Source organism: Streptomyces xanthophaeus (assembly GCF_030440515.1).
In the GTDB taxonomy this organism is placed as follows: domain Bacteria; phylum Actinomycetota; class Actinomycetes; order Streptomycetales; family Streptomycetaceae; genus Streptomyces; species Streptomyces kutzneri.
In genome coordinates this window covers 1,241,238-1,256,837 of record NZ_CP076543.1, presented here as the reverse complement: position 1 = coordinate 1,256,837, position 15,600 = coordinate 1,241,238, and the positions used below count along the sequence as shown (strand labels likewise).

General features: G+C 73.6%; 12 protein-coding genes. 8 read left to right on the top strand and 4 right to left on the bottom strand.

The window, feature by feature from the left end; genetic code table 11:
• Positions 1 to 569: 569 nt before the first annotated feature.
• The 3 genes from KO717_RS05390 (at position 570) to KO717_RS05380 (ending at position 4,179) form a co-directional block, all read left to right on the top strand.
• Positions 570 to 1,463: a LysR family transcriptional regulator gene (locus KO717_RS05390; protein ID WP_301364711.1), complete on the top strand. Its 894-nt coding sequence runs from the start codon at positions 570 to 572 to the stop codon at positions 1,461 to 1,463.
• 88 nt (positions 1,464 to 1,551) lie between these two features.
• A complete protein-coding gene (locus tag KO717_RS05385; protein WP_301364710.1) occupies positions 1,552 to 2,817 on the top strand; it encodes a putative Ig domain-containing protein in 1,266 nt (421 codons plus the stop codon).
• A gap of 84 nt (positions 2,818 to 2,901) precedes the next feature.
• A complete protein-coding gene (locus KO717_RS05380) occupies positions 2,902 to 4,179 on the top strand; it encodes a cytochrome P450 family protein (RefSeq protein ID WP_301364709.1) in 1,278 nt (425 codons plus the stop codon).
• On the opposite strand, the gene KO717_RS05375 is transcribed toward KO717_RS05380, so the two are convergent.
• Complete coding sequence (locus KO717_RS05375; protein WP_301374377.1) at positions 4,141 to 5,718, bottom strand: molybdopterin-dependent oxidoreductase; 1,578 nt, start codon at positions 5,716 to 5,718, stop codon at positions 4,141 to 4,143. The genes KO717_RS05380 and KO717_RS05375 overlap by 39 nt on opposite strands.
• A 216-nt stretch (positions 5,719 to 5,934) precedes the next feature.
• Here KO717_RS05375 and KO717_RS05370 point away from each other — a divergent pair, with 216 nt between their 5' ends.
• Positions 5,935 to 7,173: an MFS transporter gene (locus KO717_RS05370; protein WP_301364708.1), complete on the top strand. Its 1,239-nt coding sequence runs from the start codon at positions 5,935 to 5,937 to the stop codon at positions 7,171 to 7,173.
• A gap of 57 nt (positions 7,174 to 7,230) precedes the next feature.
• Here the strand turns inward: KO717_RS05370 and KO717_RS05365 are convergent, their stop codons facing one another.
• Both KO717_RS05365 and KO717_RS05360 read right to left on the bottom strand, forming a co-directional pair.
• Positions 7,231 to 9,567, bottom strand: a complete 2,337-nt coding sequence (locus tag KO717_RS05365; protein ID WP_301364707.1) for an alpha-N-acetylglucosaminidase — start codon at positions 9,565 to 9,567, stop codon at positions 7,231 to 7,233.
• A gap of 15 nt (positions 9,568 to 9,582) precedes the next feature.
• Complete coding sequence (locus KO717_RS05360) at positions 9,583 to 11,259, bottom strand: ricin-type beta-trefoil lectin domain protein (protein ID WP_301364706.1); 1,677 nt, start codon at positions 11,257 to 11,259, stop codon at positions 9,583 to 9,585.
• 156 nt (positions 11,260 to 11,415) lie between these two features.
• Between KO717_RS05360 and KO717_RS05355 the strand changes: the two genes are divergently transcribed.
• From KO717_RS05355 to KO717_RS05345, 3 genes are read left to right on the top strand one after another with little or no spacing between them, the layout of a single operon-like run.
• Entirely contained in the window at positions 11,416 to 12,108 is a 693-nt protein-coding gene (locus KO717_RS05355) for a TetR/AcrR family transcriptional regulator (RefSeq protein WP_301364705.1), read from the top strand.
• A 14-nt stretch (positions 12,109 to 12,122) separates the two neighbouring features.
• Positions 12,123 to 13,085 (top strand): serine/threonine dehydratase, encoded by a 963-nt coding sequence (locus KO717_RS05350; RefSeq protein WP_301364704.1) that lies wholly within the window; start codon positions 12,123 to 12,125, stop codon positions 13,083 to 13,085.
• Between the two features lie 13 nt (positions 13,086 to 13,098).
• Complete coding sequence (locus KO717_RS05345) at positions 13,099 to 13,920, top strand: alpha/beta fold hydrolase (protein ID WP_301364703.1); 822 nt, start codon at positions 13,099 to 13,101, stop codon at positions 13,918 to 13,920.
• Between the two features lie 64 nt (positions 13,921 to 13,984).
• Here KO717_RS05345 and KO717_RS05340 read toward each other — a convergent pair whose 3' ends face one another.
• The gene (locus KO717_RS05340) at positions 13,985 to 14,620 is read right to left on the bottom strand and encodes a hypothetical protein (RefSeq protein ID WP_301364702.1); all 636 of its coding nucleotides are present in this window, start codon (positions 14,618 to 14,620) and stop codon (positions 13,985 to 13,987) included.
• Between the two features lie 362 nt (positions 14,621 to 14,982).
• Here KO717_RS05340 and KO717_RS05335 point away from each other — a divergent pair, with 362 nt between their 5' ends.
• Positions 14,983 to 15,543 (top strand): hypothetical protein, encoded by a 561-nt coding sequence (locus KO717_RS05335; RefSeq protein ID WP_367401505.1) that lies wholly within the window; start codon positions 14,983 to 14,985, stop codon positions 15,541 to 15,543.
• The last annotated feature ends 57 nt before the right edge of the window (positions 15,544 to 15,600 follow it).

Sequence of the window (15,600 nt, the reverse complement as noted above, 5' to 3'; positions counted from 1 at the left end):
GAACGACGGGCGGGCGGACCGACGTTCCGACGTACCGGCGAGCTGGCGTGCCGAGTTTCCCGGCGTGCTGGCGTGCTGGCGTGCTGACGTGCTGACGTGCCGAGTTTTCCGGCGAGCCGGCGTGCCGACGTGCCGTGCAACGGCAGTGCGGGGCAGGGCGGAAGAAGGGGGAGCGCGGCGGTCACGCGCACACCGGCCGGGGCACCCGCCGCGGGTACGGCGGGATTGAACCGTGGTCAAACACCCGCATGCCGCGATGCATCGTGCGGGGGCCGCCCTGCACTGTCAACAGCCATGCGGAATACGGTGCTTCGCACCATCGGCATACACGTGCCACCCGGATTCGCGCCCCGGCGGACCCCCGGCACACCCCGGCCGAGCCGGTGGCCTGCGCAGTTCTCCGCCGGGCGGGGCCGCCCCCGCCGCGCGGGCCGGCGTACCGCGTCCGCGCGGGCATGCCGCGCCGGCATGCCTACTCACCGACCGGGCATGACCGTCACACCGGACCCGGTCAGTTGTTCACCCGACGAGCCCTTACAGGTACAGCCTCACGCGGTTACCGTCCGGTCATGACCCCCACCCTCGCGCAGCTCCGCTACCTCGTCGCCGTCGCCGACTGCAGGTCCATCACCGGGGCCGCGGCCTCGGTCTTCGTCGCCCAGTCCGCGCTCTCCCGGGCCGTGCAGGCCATGGAGCGCGATCTCGGCGTCGAGCTCCTGGCCCGCCGGGGAAGGGGGGTGGACCTCACACCGGAGGGGGCCCGGGTCGTCCGGCTGGCCCGGACCGTGCTCAACGCGGTGGAGGCCATCGACGACATCGGGACCCCGCACGGCGGGGACGTCCGGGCGGTCCTGACCCTGGTCACCACCCCCACCCTCGCCCTCGACCTGGCCACCGACCTGATCGCGGCCTTCACCGCACGGCACCCGGCCGTCGACGTCCGGCTCCAGCAGCACGACAGCAGGGAGGCCCTGGTCGAGGAGGTGACCCAGGGGCGCTCGGAACTGGCCCTGGTCGACCTGCCCGTCGACAAGGAGCTCTCCACCCACTTCATCCAGGAGCGGGAGGTGGTGCTGATATCGCCGCCGGGCTCCCGGCTGCCCCACCCGATGCCCCTGCGCATGCTCGACGGGCTGCCGATGGTGCTGCCCACGCCGGGGACCGGCCGGCGCACCGAGATGGAGGCCATGTTCAGCTGCCTCGGAGTGCGGCCCGTCCCCACCCTGGAGGTCGACGAACGGCTCGCGTGGGTGACGGGTGTGACGGACGGCCGGGGCTCCCTCATCTGGTACCGGGACGTGGTGCTGAGGGCCTTCGGGAGCCGGGCCGAGATCCGCTCCTTCACACCCCCGCTGCTCCGCCCGGTGGGCATCGCCCACGCCCGGCGGCCGCTCAGCCGGGCGGCCCGCGCGTTCATCGCGCAGGCCGGGCACAAGGCCCCCGTCCGGGAGCCGGTGCGCTGACCGGACATGCCACCGCGGCATTGAACGATGCTCGAACGGGAGGGGGCGGGGTCTGGCACCACAGCTGACGACCCTTCACATTGTGCGCATGTCCCGACTCCTGACACCCCCACGGACCACCGCCCTCGTGACCGCGGCCCTCGCCACCATCCTGTCCGCGCTCGCCTGGATGGCCACGGCCACCGCCTCCACCGTCACCACCGGCTCCGCCGCCCCGCCGGCCGCAGCCATGGCACTGGCGCCGGAGAAGAAGTGCACCCTCCCCGGCGGCCTCGCCGAGCTCAGCGGCCTCGCCATGAGCCGCAAACACCCCGGGGTCTTCTATGCCGTCAACGACAGCGGGAACACCAACCAGGTCTTCGCCGTCGACTGCAACGGTGCCACCGGCCGGCTGCTGGCCACCTTCACCGTCGCCGGCGTCGGCAACACCGACTGGGAGGGCCTGGCACTCGGCACGGACGCGGGCGGCGGCCCGGCGATCCTGGTCGGCGACATCGGGGACAACCTCAGCGGGCGCGCGGAGATCACCGTGCACCGGTTCGCCGAGCCCGATCAGCTGACGAACACCACGGTCACGCCCGTGACCTACCGCTTCGCCTACGCCGACGGCAAGCACGACGCCGAGTCCCTGCTCGCCGATCCCGTGACCGGCCGGCTCTACGTCGCCAGCAAGCTCATCGGTGCCGCCGGCCGGCTGTACCAGGCCCCGCTGCCGCCGGTGACCGGACAGGTCAACACCCTCACCGCGGTCCGGCCCGGCCCGGTGTTCGCCACCGACGGCGCCTTCTCGCCGACGGGAGCCTCGTACACCCTGCGCAGTGGCGGGCCGCTGGGCGCCAACACGGCCTCCGTGTACGACACGGCCGGGGTCAAGCTCGCGGACGTCGCCCTCCCGGCCCAGTCGCAGGGGGAGACGGTGACGTACGCCGACTGCGCGAACCTGCTCGTCGGTTCGGAGAACGACACGCAGATCTGGCGGGTCCCGCTGCCACCGGAGGCCACCCCGGGCTGCGGCGCCACCCCGACCCCTACCCCCACACCCACCCCGACGCCCACTCCCACGCCCACCCCGACCCCGACACCCACCCCCGGCGGGCTGAAGTTCACCGACCCCGGTCCGCAGACGTGCAGGTTCAACCAGCCCTGCACCGTCCAGCTCACCACCACCGGGGCGAAGCCCCCCGTCCGGTACGCCGCCACCGGCCTGCCCTGGGGCCTCACGCTCGACAGCGCCTCCGGCCGGATCACCGGCAAGCCCTGGGGCAGCGGCGTCTTCCAGGTCACCGCCACCGCGAGCGACGCCACCGGAGCCACCGCGGGTACCACCTTCACCCTGACCCTCGACTGGTTCTGAGACGCGACGGGAACGGGCTTGTCCAACCCACCCCCGAGGCCGCACTGTTGACCGAGTTCCGTCCATCAGGTCAGGAGAACCGGCTTGTCGTCCCACATCTCACCCGTCCCGCAGGGCCCGGTCGCCCCGCACGTGATCGACCCCGCCGGCGGCTGCCCGCACGCCCTCAACGCCCGGCTGCGCGCCGAGCGCGGCGCGGTGGCGGAGGTCGTGCTCCCCGGAGGGATCCCCGGGGCGGTCGTCCTGGGGCACGACGCGCTGAAGGAGTTCCTCGCCCACCCCGACGTGGCCAAGGGCGCCCGGCACTTCCCCGCCCTGAACGACGGCACCATCCCCGGCGACTGGCCGCTGCGGGTCTTCGCCAACGCCCAGGGCATGCACACCGCGGACGACGCCGACCACCGCCGCCTGCGCGCGCTGGTCGGCAAGGCCTTCACGATCCGCCAGGTGGAACGGCTGCGGCCGCGCATCGAGGAGCTCACCGCCGGACTCCTGGACGACCTCGGGCGGGCCGCGGCCGGGTCCCCCGACGGGACCGCCGACCTGTACGAGCACTTCGCCCTGCCGCTCCCGATGAACGTCATCTGCGAGCTGCTCGGCGTGGACCCCGAGCACCGGGGCCGGCTGCACCACCTGACCAACCAGGTGATCATCGCCACCGACATCACCCCGGCCGAGAAGATGGCCGCCCTGCAGGAACTCATGGCCCTGACCGGCACGATCGCGGCCGCCCGCGCCGCGAACCCCGGCGAGGACCTCACCAGCGCCCTGATAGCCGCCCGCGAGGACGACGGGGACCGGCTCACCGAGGCCGAACTCATCGGCACCATGCGGCTGATGCTCGTCGCGGGCCACGAGACCACCCTGAACCTCGTCGTCAACGCCGTCCGCGCGCTGTGCGCCCACCGCGACCAGCTCGCGCTGGTCCTGGACGCCAAGGCCACCTGGTCGGACGTGGTGGACGAGACCCTGCGCTGGGACACCCCCGTCAGCTGGTTCCCGTTCCGCTACCCCACCCGCGACGTGACCGTCGACGGGACCGTGATCCCGCAGGGCACCCCGGTGCTCGCCGGATACAGCGCGGCGGGCCGCGACGAGTCCTTCCACGGTCCGGACGCCGACCGCTTCGACCTCACGCGCCCCACCGCCGCCCGCAGCCTCGCCTTCGGCCACGGTGCCCACTACTGCACCGGGGCCCCGCTCGCCCGGCTGGAGGCGACGATCGCCCTGGAGCGCCTCTTCACCCGCTTCCCCGACCTCGACCTCGCGGTTCCGGACGCCGAACTCCCGTACCAGAACAGCTTCATCAGCAACAACGTCCGCTCACTCCCGGTCCGCCCCGGCCGACAAGACACCCCCTAGCGCCCGGACGCGTACGTCGACCGAGTGCCACCCCGTCGCCCCGTCCGGCACGGTCCCGGTGCGGACCCCCGTCTGCACCGCGCCCGTGCCGTCCGTGGCGCGGACCTCCAGGGTGTGTGGTCCGGGGGTGGCCTCCCACGGCCAGACCCACTGGCGCCAGGTGTCGACGCCGTCCGCCGTCCCGAGCCGCGCCTCCTGCCAGGGGCCGCCGTCCACCCGTACCTGGACCCGCTCGATCCCGCGGTGCTGGGCCCACGCCACCCCGGCGACCGGCACCCGGCCCGGTGCCAGATCGGAGTACGGGCGCGGGGTGTCGATCCGCGACTGCGTCTTGACCGCGGCCTGCTGGGCCCAGGACCGGCGCACCCAGTAGGCGTCGTAGGCGGCGAAGGTGGTCAGCCGCAGCTCGGTGAGCCACTTGCAGGCGGAGACGTACCCGTACAGGCCCGGTACGACCATCCGCACCGGGAACCCGTGGGCGAAGGGCAGCGGCCGGCCGTTCATGCCGACGGCCAGCAGCGCCGCCCGGCCGTCCATGACGGCCTCGACCGGAGTGCCGATGGTCATGCCGTCCACCGAACGCGCCACCAGCTGGTCGGCGGGCCCGCCCTCGGACGGCGGCCGCACCCCCGCCTCCCGGAGCAGGTCCCCGAGACGTACGCCGAGCCAGCGGGCGTTGCCCGCGTACGGGCCGCCGACCTCGTTGGACACACAGGTGAGGGTGATGTCGTGCTCGACCACCGGGCGGGCGAGGAGCCCGCGCAGATCCAGGGTCAGGGGCCGGGCCACCCCCTCCCCGTGGATGCGCAGCCGCCAGGTGTCCGCGTCCACGCGCGGGACGACCAGCGCGGTGTCCACCCGGTAGAAGTCCTGGTTCGGGGTGAGGAACGGGCCGAGCCCGGGCACCCGCAGGTCCGCCCCGGCGGGCACCGGCGGCGCGGGCACGGTCGGCCTGGGGAGGACGAAGCGGGCCCGGGAGGCGGTGGCGTCGGCGCTGCCGTGCGCCCCCAGACGCCGTGCCCCGAGGCCGACCCCGGCCGACGCCGCCAGGAAGGCGACCACCAGTCGGCCGAAGCGACGCCGGTCCATGGCCTCGGCCCCGCCCTGCGAGGCTCCGGCCGGGCGGGTCCGCCTCCCGGCCGTGACCAGCAGGTACAGCACCCCGGCCGAGACCAGTGCGCCCACCAGCGAGGGCAGCGCGTCCTGCCATGAGGCCTCCGGCCGACTGAGCGCGGCCAGCGCCCCCACCAGCCCGAATCCACCCGTGACGGCGATCGCGGCCGGGAGGTGGCGTACGGCGAGCAGCCCGGTGCCGACGGCGGCCGCGGCCAGGACGGCGAGGATGCCGAGACCCAGCACCAGCTTGTCGGAGGTGCCGAACAGCCGGATGGCCCATTCCCGGACGGCCACCGGCGTCAGGTCGACCACGGCCCCGCCGACGGCCGTGACCGGCGAGGCCTCGGGCCGGCCCGCCGCCGCAGCCAGCTGTGCGGACGCCAGTCCGGCCACGGCCGCGACGATCCCGCTGACGGCACCCATCGTGCGCCGCGGCCGCACGGAACGGCTCGGATCCGACTCCACACGGCCAGTGTCCCGCGCCCGGGCCCTCCCGTGCCGCCGCCGTGCCGTCGGGCCTGACCGTCTTGCGCCCAGGGTGAAAGGACCACGCCCCGAGTGAACGGACCGTGGCGACGGCGGGGTGCGGGGCAACGATCACGGCATGACCTCCCTTCACTCCACGCAAGCGTGGATACCGTGCCCCTGAAGCCCGCGCGGATCCTCCGCGCCTCGCCCTACCGGCCCGTACTCACCCATTCGACGCTGCGCCGCTTGTTACCGGGGTTCACGGTCTCCTCCCTCGGCGACGGCATGGCCGTGGTCGCCGTGAGCTGGCTGGCGATCGAGATCGCACCGGCGGCGGAACGCGCCCTGTGGGTCGCGCTGGCGGCCACCGCCTACACCCTCTCGGGCGCCGTGGGCGCGGTTCTCCTCGGACCGCTCCTGCGACACCGCTCCCCGGCCCGGCTCGTCGCCTGCGACGCCCTGCTGCGCGCCGCCGCCCTCGGCGCGATCCCCGTGTTCCACGTGCTCGGGGCGCTGAGCATCGAGCTGTACGTGGTGCTGCTCGCCGCCTCCTCCGTCCTCCACTCGTGGGGGCGGGCCGGCATCCACACCCTGCTGGCCCGCCTGCTGCCGGAGCGCGACCACCTGGCCGGCAACGCCGTCCTGTCCGGCATCGGGTCGCTCTCCACCGTCTTCGGCCCGCCGCTCGCAGGCGCCCTGATCCTGTGGGGCGGAGCCGCCACCGTGATCGCCGTCGACGCGGCGACCTTCCTCGTCCTGGCCGCCACCTTCCTCTTCGGCGTGCCGCACGAGGACGCGCCCGCGCCCGGGGAGGGCGGCTCCCGCTCCGCGGGCTTCGCCGTCATCCGGCGCGCCCCCGCCCTGCTGGGCCTGCTCGCCCTGAGCTTCGCCTTCTTTTTCCTCTTCGGTCCCGTGTACGTGGCGCTGCCGCTGTACGCGTCCAACGGGCCGGGAGCTCCGGCCGCCGTGCTGGCCGCCTTCTACACGGCGTTCGGCGCCGGGGCCGTCCTCGGTTCCGTACTGACCGGGTACCTGGGCCGGCTGCCGATCCGGCCGGCCATGACCGGCATCGTCGTCGCCTTCGGCCTCTGCATGCTGCCGGCGGGCCTCGGGGCGCCGACGGCCGTCGGCGTCGCCGGGTTCGCAGCCGCCGGGCTGCTCTGGCCTCCGTACGCCTCGCTCTCCACGGCCTTCTTCCAGCGGTCGGCCCCACCGGACCTGCTTCCCCAGACGCTGGCCGCGAGCACCGCGGTCCAGCTGCTCGCGGTGCCGCTCGGCACGGCGCTGGGCGGCCCGCTGGTGGCCGGGCTCGGCGCCCGGGGGACCCTGCTGGCCTCGGCCGTCTCGATCGCCGTCCTCGGCGTGGTGGCCGCCGGGGCCGTACGGGCGGGGTGGAAACGAGGTACATGACCCCGCACCACGGGCCTGCCCGGGCTCGCCGGGCAGGCCCGTGGTGCGGGTCGGCGGTTACGGCAGGGCCGCCGCGATCTCGGCGGCCAGCCGGTACGGGTCACCGATCGGCCGGTCCGGATGGCGGGTGGTGCGCTCCGCCCACTCCGCCTCGAAGGCGTGCCAGTCGATATCCCGCGGCGCGGCCTTCTTCACCAGCGCCTCGTCCAGCGAAGCGAAGTAGCGCGCCCACCGGGGTGCGTACAACTCCGAGATCAGGCCGCTCCATTCACGGTTCGCGTAGTCGTGCAGGAAACCGCCCTCGCTGGTGCTGCGGCGGCCCCACACGCTCAGCAGCGAGCGGGCGTCGTACTCGTACCGGTCCTGTTCGGCCCGGTCCGTGCCCCAGGAGCGCGCCGCGGAGAGCCAGGTGCCGAGGAGGAAGGCCGGGTCGGATCCGGTCACCGCCTCCAACTTCCGCTCACCGTCCTGCCATTCGGCCGTCAGAGCCCGGAAGCGGGCCAGGTCCTCGGCCTCGTAGGCCGCCTTGATCTTCGGCAGCAGCACCCGCGAGTGGTTGGCGAGGGCCTGCCGGGCGGTGTCCACCAGGTCGAAGCGGTAGGCGCTGGAGCCGCGCAGCGCCGGATCCACCTTCAGCAGGTGGTCCAGGGCCTTGCGCACCGAACCGGCCGGATAGCGCATGGACCGGGGACTCCAGTAGGCCGCCCCCGCCGCGGTCAGGCTCGGCCGGGCGGTGAACAGGCTGTCCTGCGACTCCGACCACAGACCGGAGGAGGTGCTGTACGGCCCCTTGCGGAGCTCCTCCCAGGCGGCGGCGGCCGCGGCGTCCGGGCGGCCGTAGCGGCGGGCGGCGAAGTCGGCGAACCACGTGCGCTGGTCGACCGGCCCGCGCTCCCACGCCAGATCGGTGAAGAGGTCGAAGGCGGCCGGGTTGGTCCCCGTGGCCTCCGGCAGGTAGGCGATCCCGGCGAGCGCGCTGTGCGCCTTGTCCCGCCAGGGGCCGAACCGCTCGATCCACACGGAGCTGTTCGCGCCGACCGTGGTGTGTCCGCCGAAGTTGTAGATGGTGCCCATCGCGTACGGGGTCCCGCCCCAGCGGGACTCGCGGTCGAGCCGGTTGTACCGGTCGGACAGCCCGTCCAGGATCAGCAGCTTCGAGGTGTCCACCCCGGCCAGCAGCTCCGGGGTGGGGTCGTCCTGCCAGCCCAGCACCGCCCACAGCGCACCCGGGTGGGCGGCGTGCAGGGCGCCCTGGATGGCGCCCGCGGCGGCGCCGACGTCGACGGAGCCGGTCCGGCCGCCCTCGTGCAGCGGGCTCATCCGGTACATGGAGCTGTCCCCGAACACCTCGCGCTGCTCGGCGTAGTACGCGGCCGCCAGCCTCCCGAACACGGGCGAGGCGGGGTCCAGCCAGTCCGGGCGGTCGAAGCCCGCCCAGTCGCCCTGCGCCACCGTCGCCGCCCCCGGGTTGCGCGCGGCGAACCCGGGCGGCACGGTGCCGAAGTAGCCCGGCAGCACCGGGGTCATGCCGAGCCCGCGCAGCTGCTCGGCGATCCGCCCGCCGAGCTCGGCACGCTCGCGCATCAGCCGCTCGGTGACCGGGCCGCCGAATCCGCTCAGGTTCTGCAGCAGCCACCAGCTCTGGTGGCCGGGGCCGGGGATCCATTCCCGCAGCTCCCCGGCGGAGTAGCCGAACCCCTGGAGTGCCCGGTAGTACGGGTACTCGGCGCCGACCTGTACGAACACCTCGTTGATGCCGTGCAGGGCGAGCAGGTCGATCTGCCGCTGGTGCTCCTCGAAGGAGCGGTACGGGCCGGAGTACCCGTCGTCGGTGTCGTTCAGCGCGTACCGGTGCGGGACCTGTGCGCTGCGGGTGACCGGTGCGGGGACCGCCGGCAGCCGGCCGGGCAGCATGCCGATGCTGTCGCCGGGCCAGCCGATGTCGACCCCGGCGACGTGCTGGAGGTACCAGCCGACGCCGGTGAGCAGGGTGGCCCCGGTGCTGCCGCGCACGGTGATCGCGCCGGCGGTGCCGGACACGGTGAAGGTGTCGGAGGCGGCCGTCGTGTCGGGCACCAGGGTGAACTGCCCCCAGTGGCGCGGCAGCAGCCTCCGCAGGGCGGCCTGCGCGGGCGCGACGTCGAAGGTGCGCGGCCGGGTGCCGCCCGAAGTCCGGGCGGCACCCCGGTATGCGCCCGGGTGCGCGTCCGGGTCCGCGCCCGGGTGCGCGTCCGTCGTCAGGCCGGCCCGCACGGGTGCCCCCGCGCCCGGGGCGGTGGCCCCGGGCGCGGGGCCCGCGCAGATCAGCGCCAGCAGCGCCGCGGGAAGAGCGGCGAGGGCGAGCGGGCGCCGGGTCTTGGGCCTGCGCCCGCTGCGATGCGTCGGGTTCCTCATCCGTTCGGCCGGCCGTCAGACCGGCAGGGCCCAGGCCTGGTCGACCCGGTGGTCACCGCAGTCGGCCAGCCGCAGCCGCTCGGCCGGGGCGGCGGTCGCGGGAGCCGTCAGGCACATCCCGCTGACCTCCTCCACCAGGGCTCCGTCGCGGCGCTGCGACCAGCTCTGGCCGGGCTGCTCCTCGGGGCGGTTCGAGCAGTCGGCCAGTTCCACGATGCGGTCCTCACCCGCCGACAGGCACTCGCCGGCCAGCCGCAGGGTCGCGTCCTTGCCCACGGTCCAGCGCTGGTCGGGGGCTCCGGTGCAGGTGGCCATCACCACGGCGCCGACACCGGTGGTGTTGGCACCGTCGGCACAACGGGCGCCGTCACCGACGATCTGCCCGGTCGGCACGGCCTCGGCGCAGCCGCGCGGGCTGAGCCGCCAGACCCCGGTGTCGTGCCCGGCCACCTTGCCGGTCAGCGTCTCGGTGACATCGCGGCTCGTGCCCGTCCACAGGTCCTGGGCACCGGCGGTGCAGTCGCTCAGGCCGATCTCGTCGAGCGGCACGTTGATGTCCCGGGTGGCGGCGGAGCGGTTGAGCACGGCCACCGCGCGGTCGCCGTTCGCGAGCGGCCGCACCAGGATCTCGAAGGTGGCGTTGGAGGAGACCACCGAGGCCTGACGGCCCATCGGGTCCTGGTCCAGTGCGATCATCCGCGTGTTGCCGAGGGCCGTGAGGCCCGCCGGGGTCAGCTTCGAGACGTCGGACGACAGGATGAAGGGGGACGCCATCATGGCCCACAGGGCGACCTGGCTGCGGCTCTCGGTGGCGGTGAGCCCGGGGGCGCCCGCGATCAGGAAGTCGGGGTCGTTCCAGTTGCCGGGGCCCGCGTACCGGCCGAGCCAGCGGTTGTAGCCGTAGTTGCCCAGCACCGCGCTCCACCGCGAGGTGGCGGGTGCGGCCGGGTTGTAGACCTTGATGTCCTTGCCCTCGCGCCACAGCTGGCCGGTCTCGCCGACCCAGCCGAGCACCTTGTGCCAGTCGGAGCCGCCCCACTCGCCCTGCTGGAAGTAGGCGGGCGCGGAGGCCGACAGGACCATGTCCCGGCCGCTCTCCCGCAGGGCCTTCGCGACGGCGTTGTAGGCGTCGCGGTACGCCTCCTCCTTGGTCGCGCCCTCCGGGACCCAGAGGTTGCAGCCGTCCATCTTGACGTAGTCCACCTCCCAGGAGGCGAACTGCCGGGCGTCCTGCGCGTAGTGGTCCGCGCCGCCGCCCTGGGGGGCGCCGCTGCCCGGGTACTTCTCGCAGGTGAGGGAGCCCGCGTCCTGGTAGATGCCGAACTTCAGGCCCTTGGCGTGCAGATACTCGCCGAGCCAGGCCATGCCGTGCGGGAACTTCGCCGTGTCGACGACCAGACTGCCCTGCGCGTCACGGCTCTTGGTCATCCAGCAGTCGTCGACGGTCACCGTGTCGTAGCCCTTGGCGGCGAGCCCGGTGGACACGAGCGCGTCGGCGTTGGCCACCACCTTGGCCTCGTCGATGTCGCACATGTAGTGCGCCCAGTTGTTCCAGCCCATGGGAGGGGTGAGCGCGAGCGGGGTGTCCGAGGTCGCCCGGGGCTCGGCCGCCACCGGGGCGGGGGAGAGCGCGAGGGCGAACAGGGCGGCCGCGGTCAGGCAGGGGAGCGTTGCACGCAGGCGAGGCGGCACGGAGTCTCCTTGACGTGGGGGCAGTCGTGCGCCCAGTGCAGCGAGGCGACTACCCACTGTCAACACAAGTCGCTGATTGTCGGCCGATGACCAGCAATATGGCTGCAATCGGTGTCACACGAAAGTGCAGATACATCGTATGTTACGGTGTATCTCATGCCGCGAAGATCAGCCGCTTTGGACCGTGCGACCCCGGAGGCCATCGCCGTCGCCGCCCTGCGGATTCTCGACGAGCAAGGGCCCGGCCACTTGAGCTTCCGCACCCTCGCCGACCGGCTGGAGGTCTCCCACGCCACCGTGCAGCGCCGCTGCACCGACCTCGCCGGCCTGCTCGACCTGTGCACCGAGCACCTCGCCGGGCAGCTCCCGGAGATCCCCGCCGGAACGGACTGGGCGCAGGCCACCGAACAGCGGTTCCGCGCCCTGTACCTGCTGCTCACCGCCCACCCCGGACTGCTGGTGCTGCGCGGCAGCAGGCCCTGGCTCGGGCGCCAGCTGCTGGCCCGGCTCGTCGAGCCCGCCCTCGCCGACAGCATGGCCGCCGGGATGACCGCCGCCGAGGCGATGACCGTCTACCGCCGCATATACCTGCTCACCCTGGGCAGCGCGGCCTTCGTCGACCACCGGGATCCGGCCGCGGCCACCGGCGCCTCGCGGGCGGCCCTGGCCGCGCTGGATCCCGGGGAGTTCCCCGTGCTCGCGGGCGGCCTGCCCGACGTACTGCCCGCCCTGACGGACCACGAGGTCTACTACGGGGCCCTGCGCCAGCTGATCGAAGCCGCCCGGCCCGTCCGGCCTGCCGGGTCCACCCGCTCCGCCCGGCCCGGCCGGTCCACCACCCGCACCTGATGGGGAGACAGCCCATGCACGCAGCACCGGCCCAGCAGCTCGACCACGCGGCCGTCCGCGCCGCCGCCGCCCGGATCGCGGGCGGGATACGGCCCGTCACGGTGGCGCCCGCCGCCGAATCAGGGGTCTGGTACGCGCTGGAGTACCTCCAGCACACCGGCTCCTTCAAGGCGCGCGGCGCCCGCAACTTCCTTGCCGCCCACCACGAGGCCGGCGCCCTCCCGGCCGCCGGAGTCACCATCGCCTCCGGCGGCAACGCCGGGCTCGCCTGTGCCTGGGCGGCCCGCGCGCTGTCCGTGCCCGCGACCGTGTTCCTGCCCGCCAACGCCCCGCGGGTGAAGGTGGAACGGCTGCGCGGGTACGGGGCAGAGGTGCGGCTCGTCGGTGACCGGTACGCCCAGGCGCTGGCCGCCTGCGAGGAGTTCGCCGCCGAGAGCGGGGCGCTGAGCAGCCACGCCTACGACCACCCGCTCATCGCGGCGGGCGCCGGAACCCTGCTGGAGGAGATCCGGGCCGCCCTGCCCGGGCTGGACACGGTGGTCGTCGCGGTCGGCGGCGGCGGACTGTTCGCCGGGGTCGCCACGGCCGCGCGCGAACACGGCGTGCGGGTGGTCGCGGTCGAGCCGGAGAACTGCCGGGCCCTGAACGCGGCCCTGGAGGCGGGCCGGGTCGTGGACGTGGCCGTGGAATCCGTCGCCGCCGATTCCCTGGGGGCCACCCGGGTCTCGGCTGACGCGCTGGCCGCCGCGCAGGAGAAGGACGTCACGTCCGTCCTCGTGCCCGACACGGAGATCACGGCCGCCCGGCGCGCGCTCTGGGAGGAGCACCGGATCGTGGTCGAGGCGGGCGCGGCCACCGCCGCGGCAGCCCTGCGCGCTGCGCCCCGGCCGTTGGGCGACCGCGTCGCCGTCATCCTCTGCGGCGCCAACACGGACCCCCGGGACCTGATGGAACCGCCGCTGCCCTCGACCATGTGATCGAATCGCAGGTATGGCGACCACCGATCTGATACCCGTAGCCGGCGGGGGCTGCATCTGGGCCGAGAGGGCCGGAGACGGCCCCCCGCTCGTCCTGCTCCACGGATCCGTCCACGACAGCCGCCTGTGGAACCGCGTATTCGCCGAGCTGGCACGGCACCACACCGTGGTTCGCTACGACGCCAGGGGTCATGGACGCTCGACGCTCGCGACCGCGCCGTTCCGCTACGAGGACGACCTGCTGGCGGTCCTGGACCGGTTCGGCTTCGGGTCCGCGGACCTCGTCGGCTTGAGCATGGGAGGAGAGGTCGCGCTCGACTTCACCCTGGAACACCCCGAGCGGGTGCGCTCGCTGACGCTGATCGCGGCGTCCGCCGGCGGGCACGAGTGGCTCCCGAGCCCCGAGATGGATGCGTACGTCGCGGCGCAGCGCGGATCGGACGCACGCCGCATCGCCGAGCTGGAGCTCACGGTCTGGGCGAGCCTGGGCGACCGGGCCCCGGGCTTCGACGTCATCGAACCCATGGTGCGGGAGAACGCCGAAGTCGCAGCGACCGCCGAGAAGGGACACGCGCTCGACCCCGACGAGGACGCCGTCGGCCGTCTGGACCGGATCGAGGCGCCGACGATGATCGTCGTCGGCGATCACGACCACCCGGAGATCGGGGTCATCGCCCGGCGGCTCGCCGACGGCATCCCCGGCGCGCGGCTGGAGGTGGTCGCCGACAGCGATCACTACCTGCCGCTCCGGGCGCCGGGCCGACTTCTCGAACTCCTCCTGGGGCGCTCCGACGGCTCGTTCGCCGCCCGTCGCGGACAGCGCTCGTCCGGGTGACGGGAGCCTGACCTGCCGAGGCATCACGTGGCGTCGCTGCGCAAGGCCGCTTCGGCCCGCGAGGTCAGCGCGGGGATTCGACCAGGCCGGTCGCGATGAGTTCCTTGGTCCGGGCGACCGCTTCCGAAATCTCGGGATGCCGGCCCGCGGGCGGGAAGAAGTCGACAGCGCCCACCGCGCCGTGGTTCGCCCACAGGCAGGTGGTCATGGGGAAGGTCTCCCAGACGTTCTGCTGACAGGTGATCGCGGCCGTCCTGGTGGTGACCGTCACCGCCTCGCCGACCAGGGTGCGTTCGTCGTCCTCGGCCAGGGATTTGCCGTACACGGACGTGACGGTCTTGAGCGGGTCCGGAACGGCCCCGTACAGGTCGTACTCGGCCGCGATGTGCGGTACGGCTACCGTCCGCCCTTCGACGGCGAGACTGATCCGGTCCGGCCCGTGGCAGACGTAGTCCTCGGAGTCGTCCTTCCCTCCGTGCGCGGGAAGGGAATCGTCCTTGTGGGCGCTGAGCCCGTACCGGACCGAGCCGCGCTTGCGGTCACACGCCATGTTCCGGACCGTCGGCACCCGGGACTTGTCGTACCGGATCCCGGTGTCCTTGCCGAGCGTCTCCGACTCCGGCTCCGAAGCGTCACCGCCGCACCCCGCAAGCAGCAGAGCCAGCCCGACGGCCCACACGGCGCCCTTCGATCCGCGCACGTTCGCGCCCCCTTGCTGCTCACACCATCTGATGATCGACTTCACACCATAGGCGAGCAACGCCCCCTGCCCCGCATCCGGCAGGGGCAGCCGGAGCGTCTGCCACGGGCCGGGTCGACGGCCGGAAGGGGACATCCGCTGCGCAGGCCCGCCCGGAAGCCGGGCGCGACCGGCCCTGCCGTCCATGGACGTCAGCCACCGCCCATGCGCGGCCCGTGCACCCGTGCCCTCCTCCCGCCCTCTTGCACGTCCCACCCGGCGCCCTCACCGTGGCCAGGATGAGCTCGCGTTCTTACAACGCAGGGGGAGGGCTACACAGAGTGACTCCAGTGACGCCTTGGGCTGTAGAGACCTTCGGAGCCGTGGCAAGCCGGCTGGCCAAGACCATCCCGGCCTGCCTCGTGGAAGCCCATGCCAGGGCTCGCCACGCTCATGAGCAGGTCCGCACACAGACCAAAGAAGCGTACGGCCATGGTCTCCACGCGGCACAGTACGAGACGCTTGCCGCCGGCCTGGCACCACTCGACGGCTCGTCCTCCCGACGCGTACAGGGCAGGACGGTGATGGTCATCGGCAGCCACGCCATCCTGCCGATCCTCTACGCGAAGAGGGATGTCCCGGTCACTGCCGCGCGCCTCGCCAAGGCCTACGGCCCCCGGGCGGACCTGATCCGGCGTCACGGCCCGGAGCCGATGCAACTGAAACTCGACCTCGGATTGGAGGAGCTCGACGAGCAGCACATCCATCCGGACGTGGCGCTCCTCCCACCGGAGCTGCGGCTGGTCATCGTGGCGTATGCCTGCTCGGTCGAACAGGGCGTGATGCGGGTCGAGTGGGGATCGGCAGAGCTGCGTGACGACCGCTACCTCGTTTGGCACCACCACGAATCACTCCTCCCGCCGGCCAGGCCACGGGCTGCCTGATCGTTTGGGTCGGAGCGCCCCAGGCCGCAGGGTCTGTCATACGGCTGCACAGCAGGG

Coding starts and splice junctions, on each gene's coding strand:
- KO717_RS05390 (WP_301364711.1), top strand. CDS start 570: ATGACCCCCACCCTCGCGCAGCTCCGCTACCTCGTCGCCGTCGCCGAC.
- KO717_RS05385 (WP_301364710.1), top strand. CDS start 1,552: ATGTCCCGACTCCTGACACCCCCACGGACCACCGCCCTCGTGACCGCG.
- KO717_RS05375 (WP_301374377.1), bottom strand. CDS start 5,718: ATGGGTGCCGTCAGCGGGATCGTCGCGGCCGTGGCCGGACTGGCGTCC.
- KO717_RS05365 (WP_301364707.1), bottom strand. CDS start 9,567: ATGAGGAACCCGACGCATCGCAGCGGGCGCAGGCCCAAGACCCGGCGC.
- KO717_RS05355 (WP_301364705.1), top strand. CDS start 11,416: ATGCCGCGAAGATCAGCCGCTTTGGACCGTGCGACCCCGGAGGCCATC.
- KO717_RS05350 (WP_301364704.1), top strand. CDS start 12,123: ATGCACGCAGCACCGGCCCAGCAGCTCGACCACGCGGCCGTCCGCGCC.
- KO717_RS05345 (WP_301364703.1), top strand. CDS start 13,099: ATGGCGACCACCGATCTGATACCCGTAGCCGGCGGGGGCTGCATCTGG.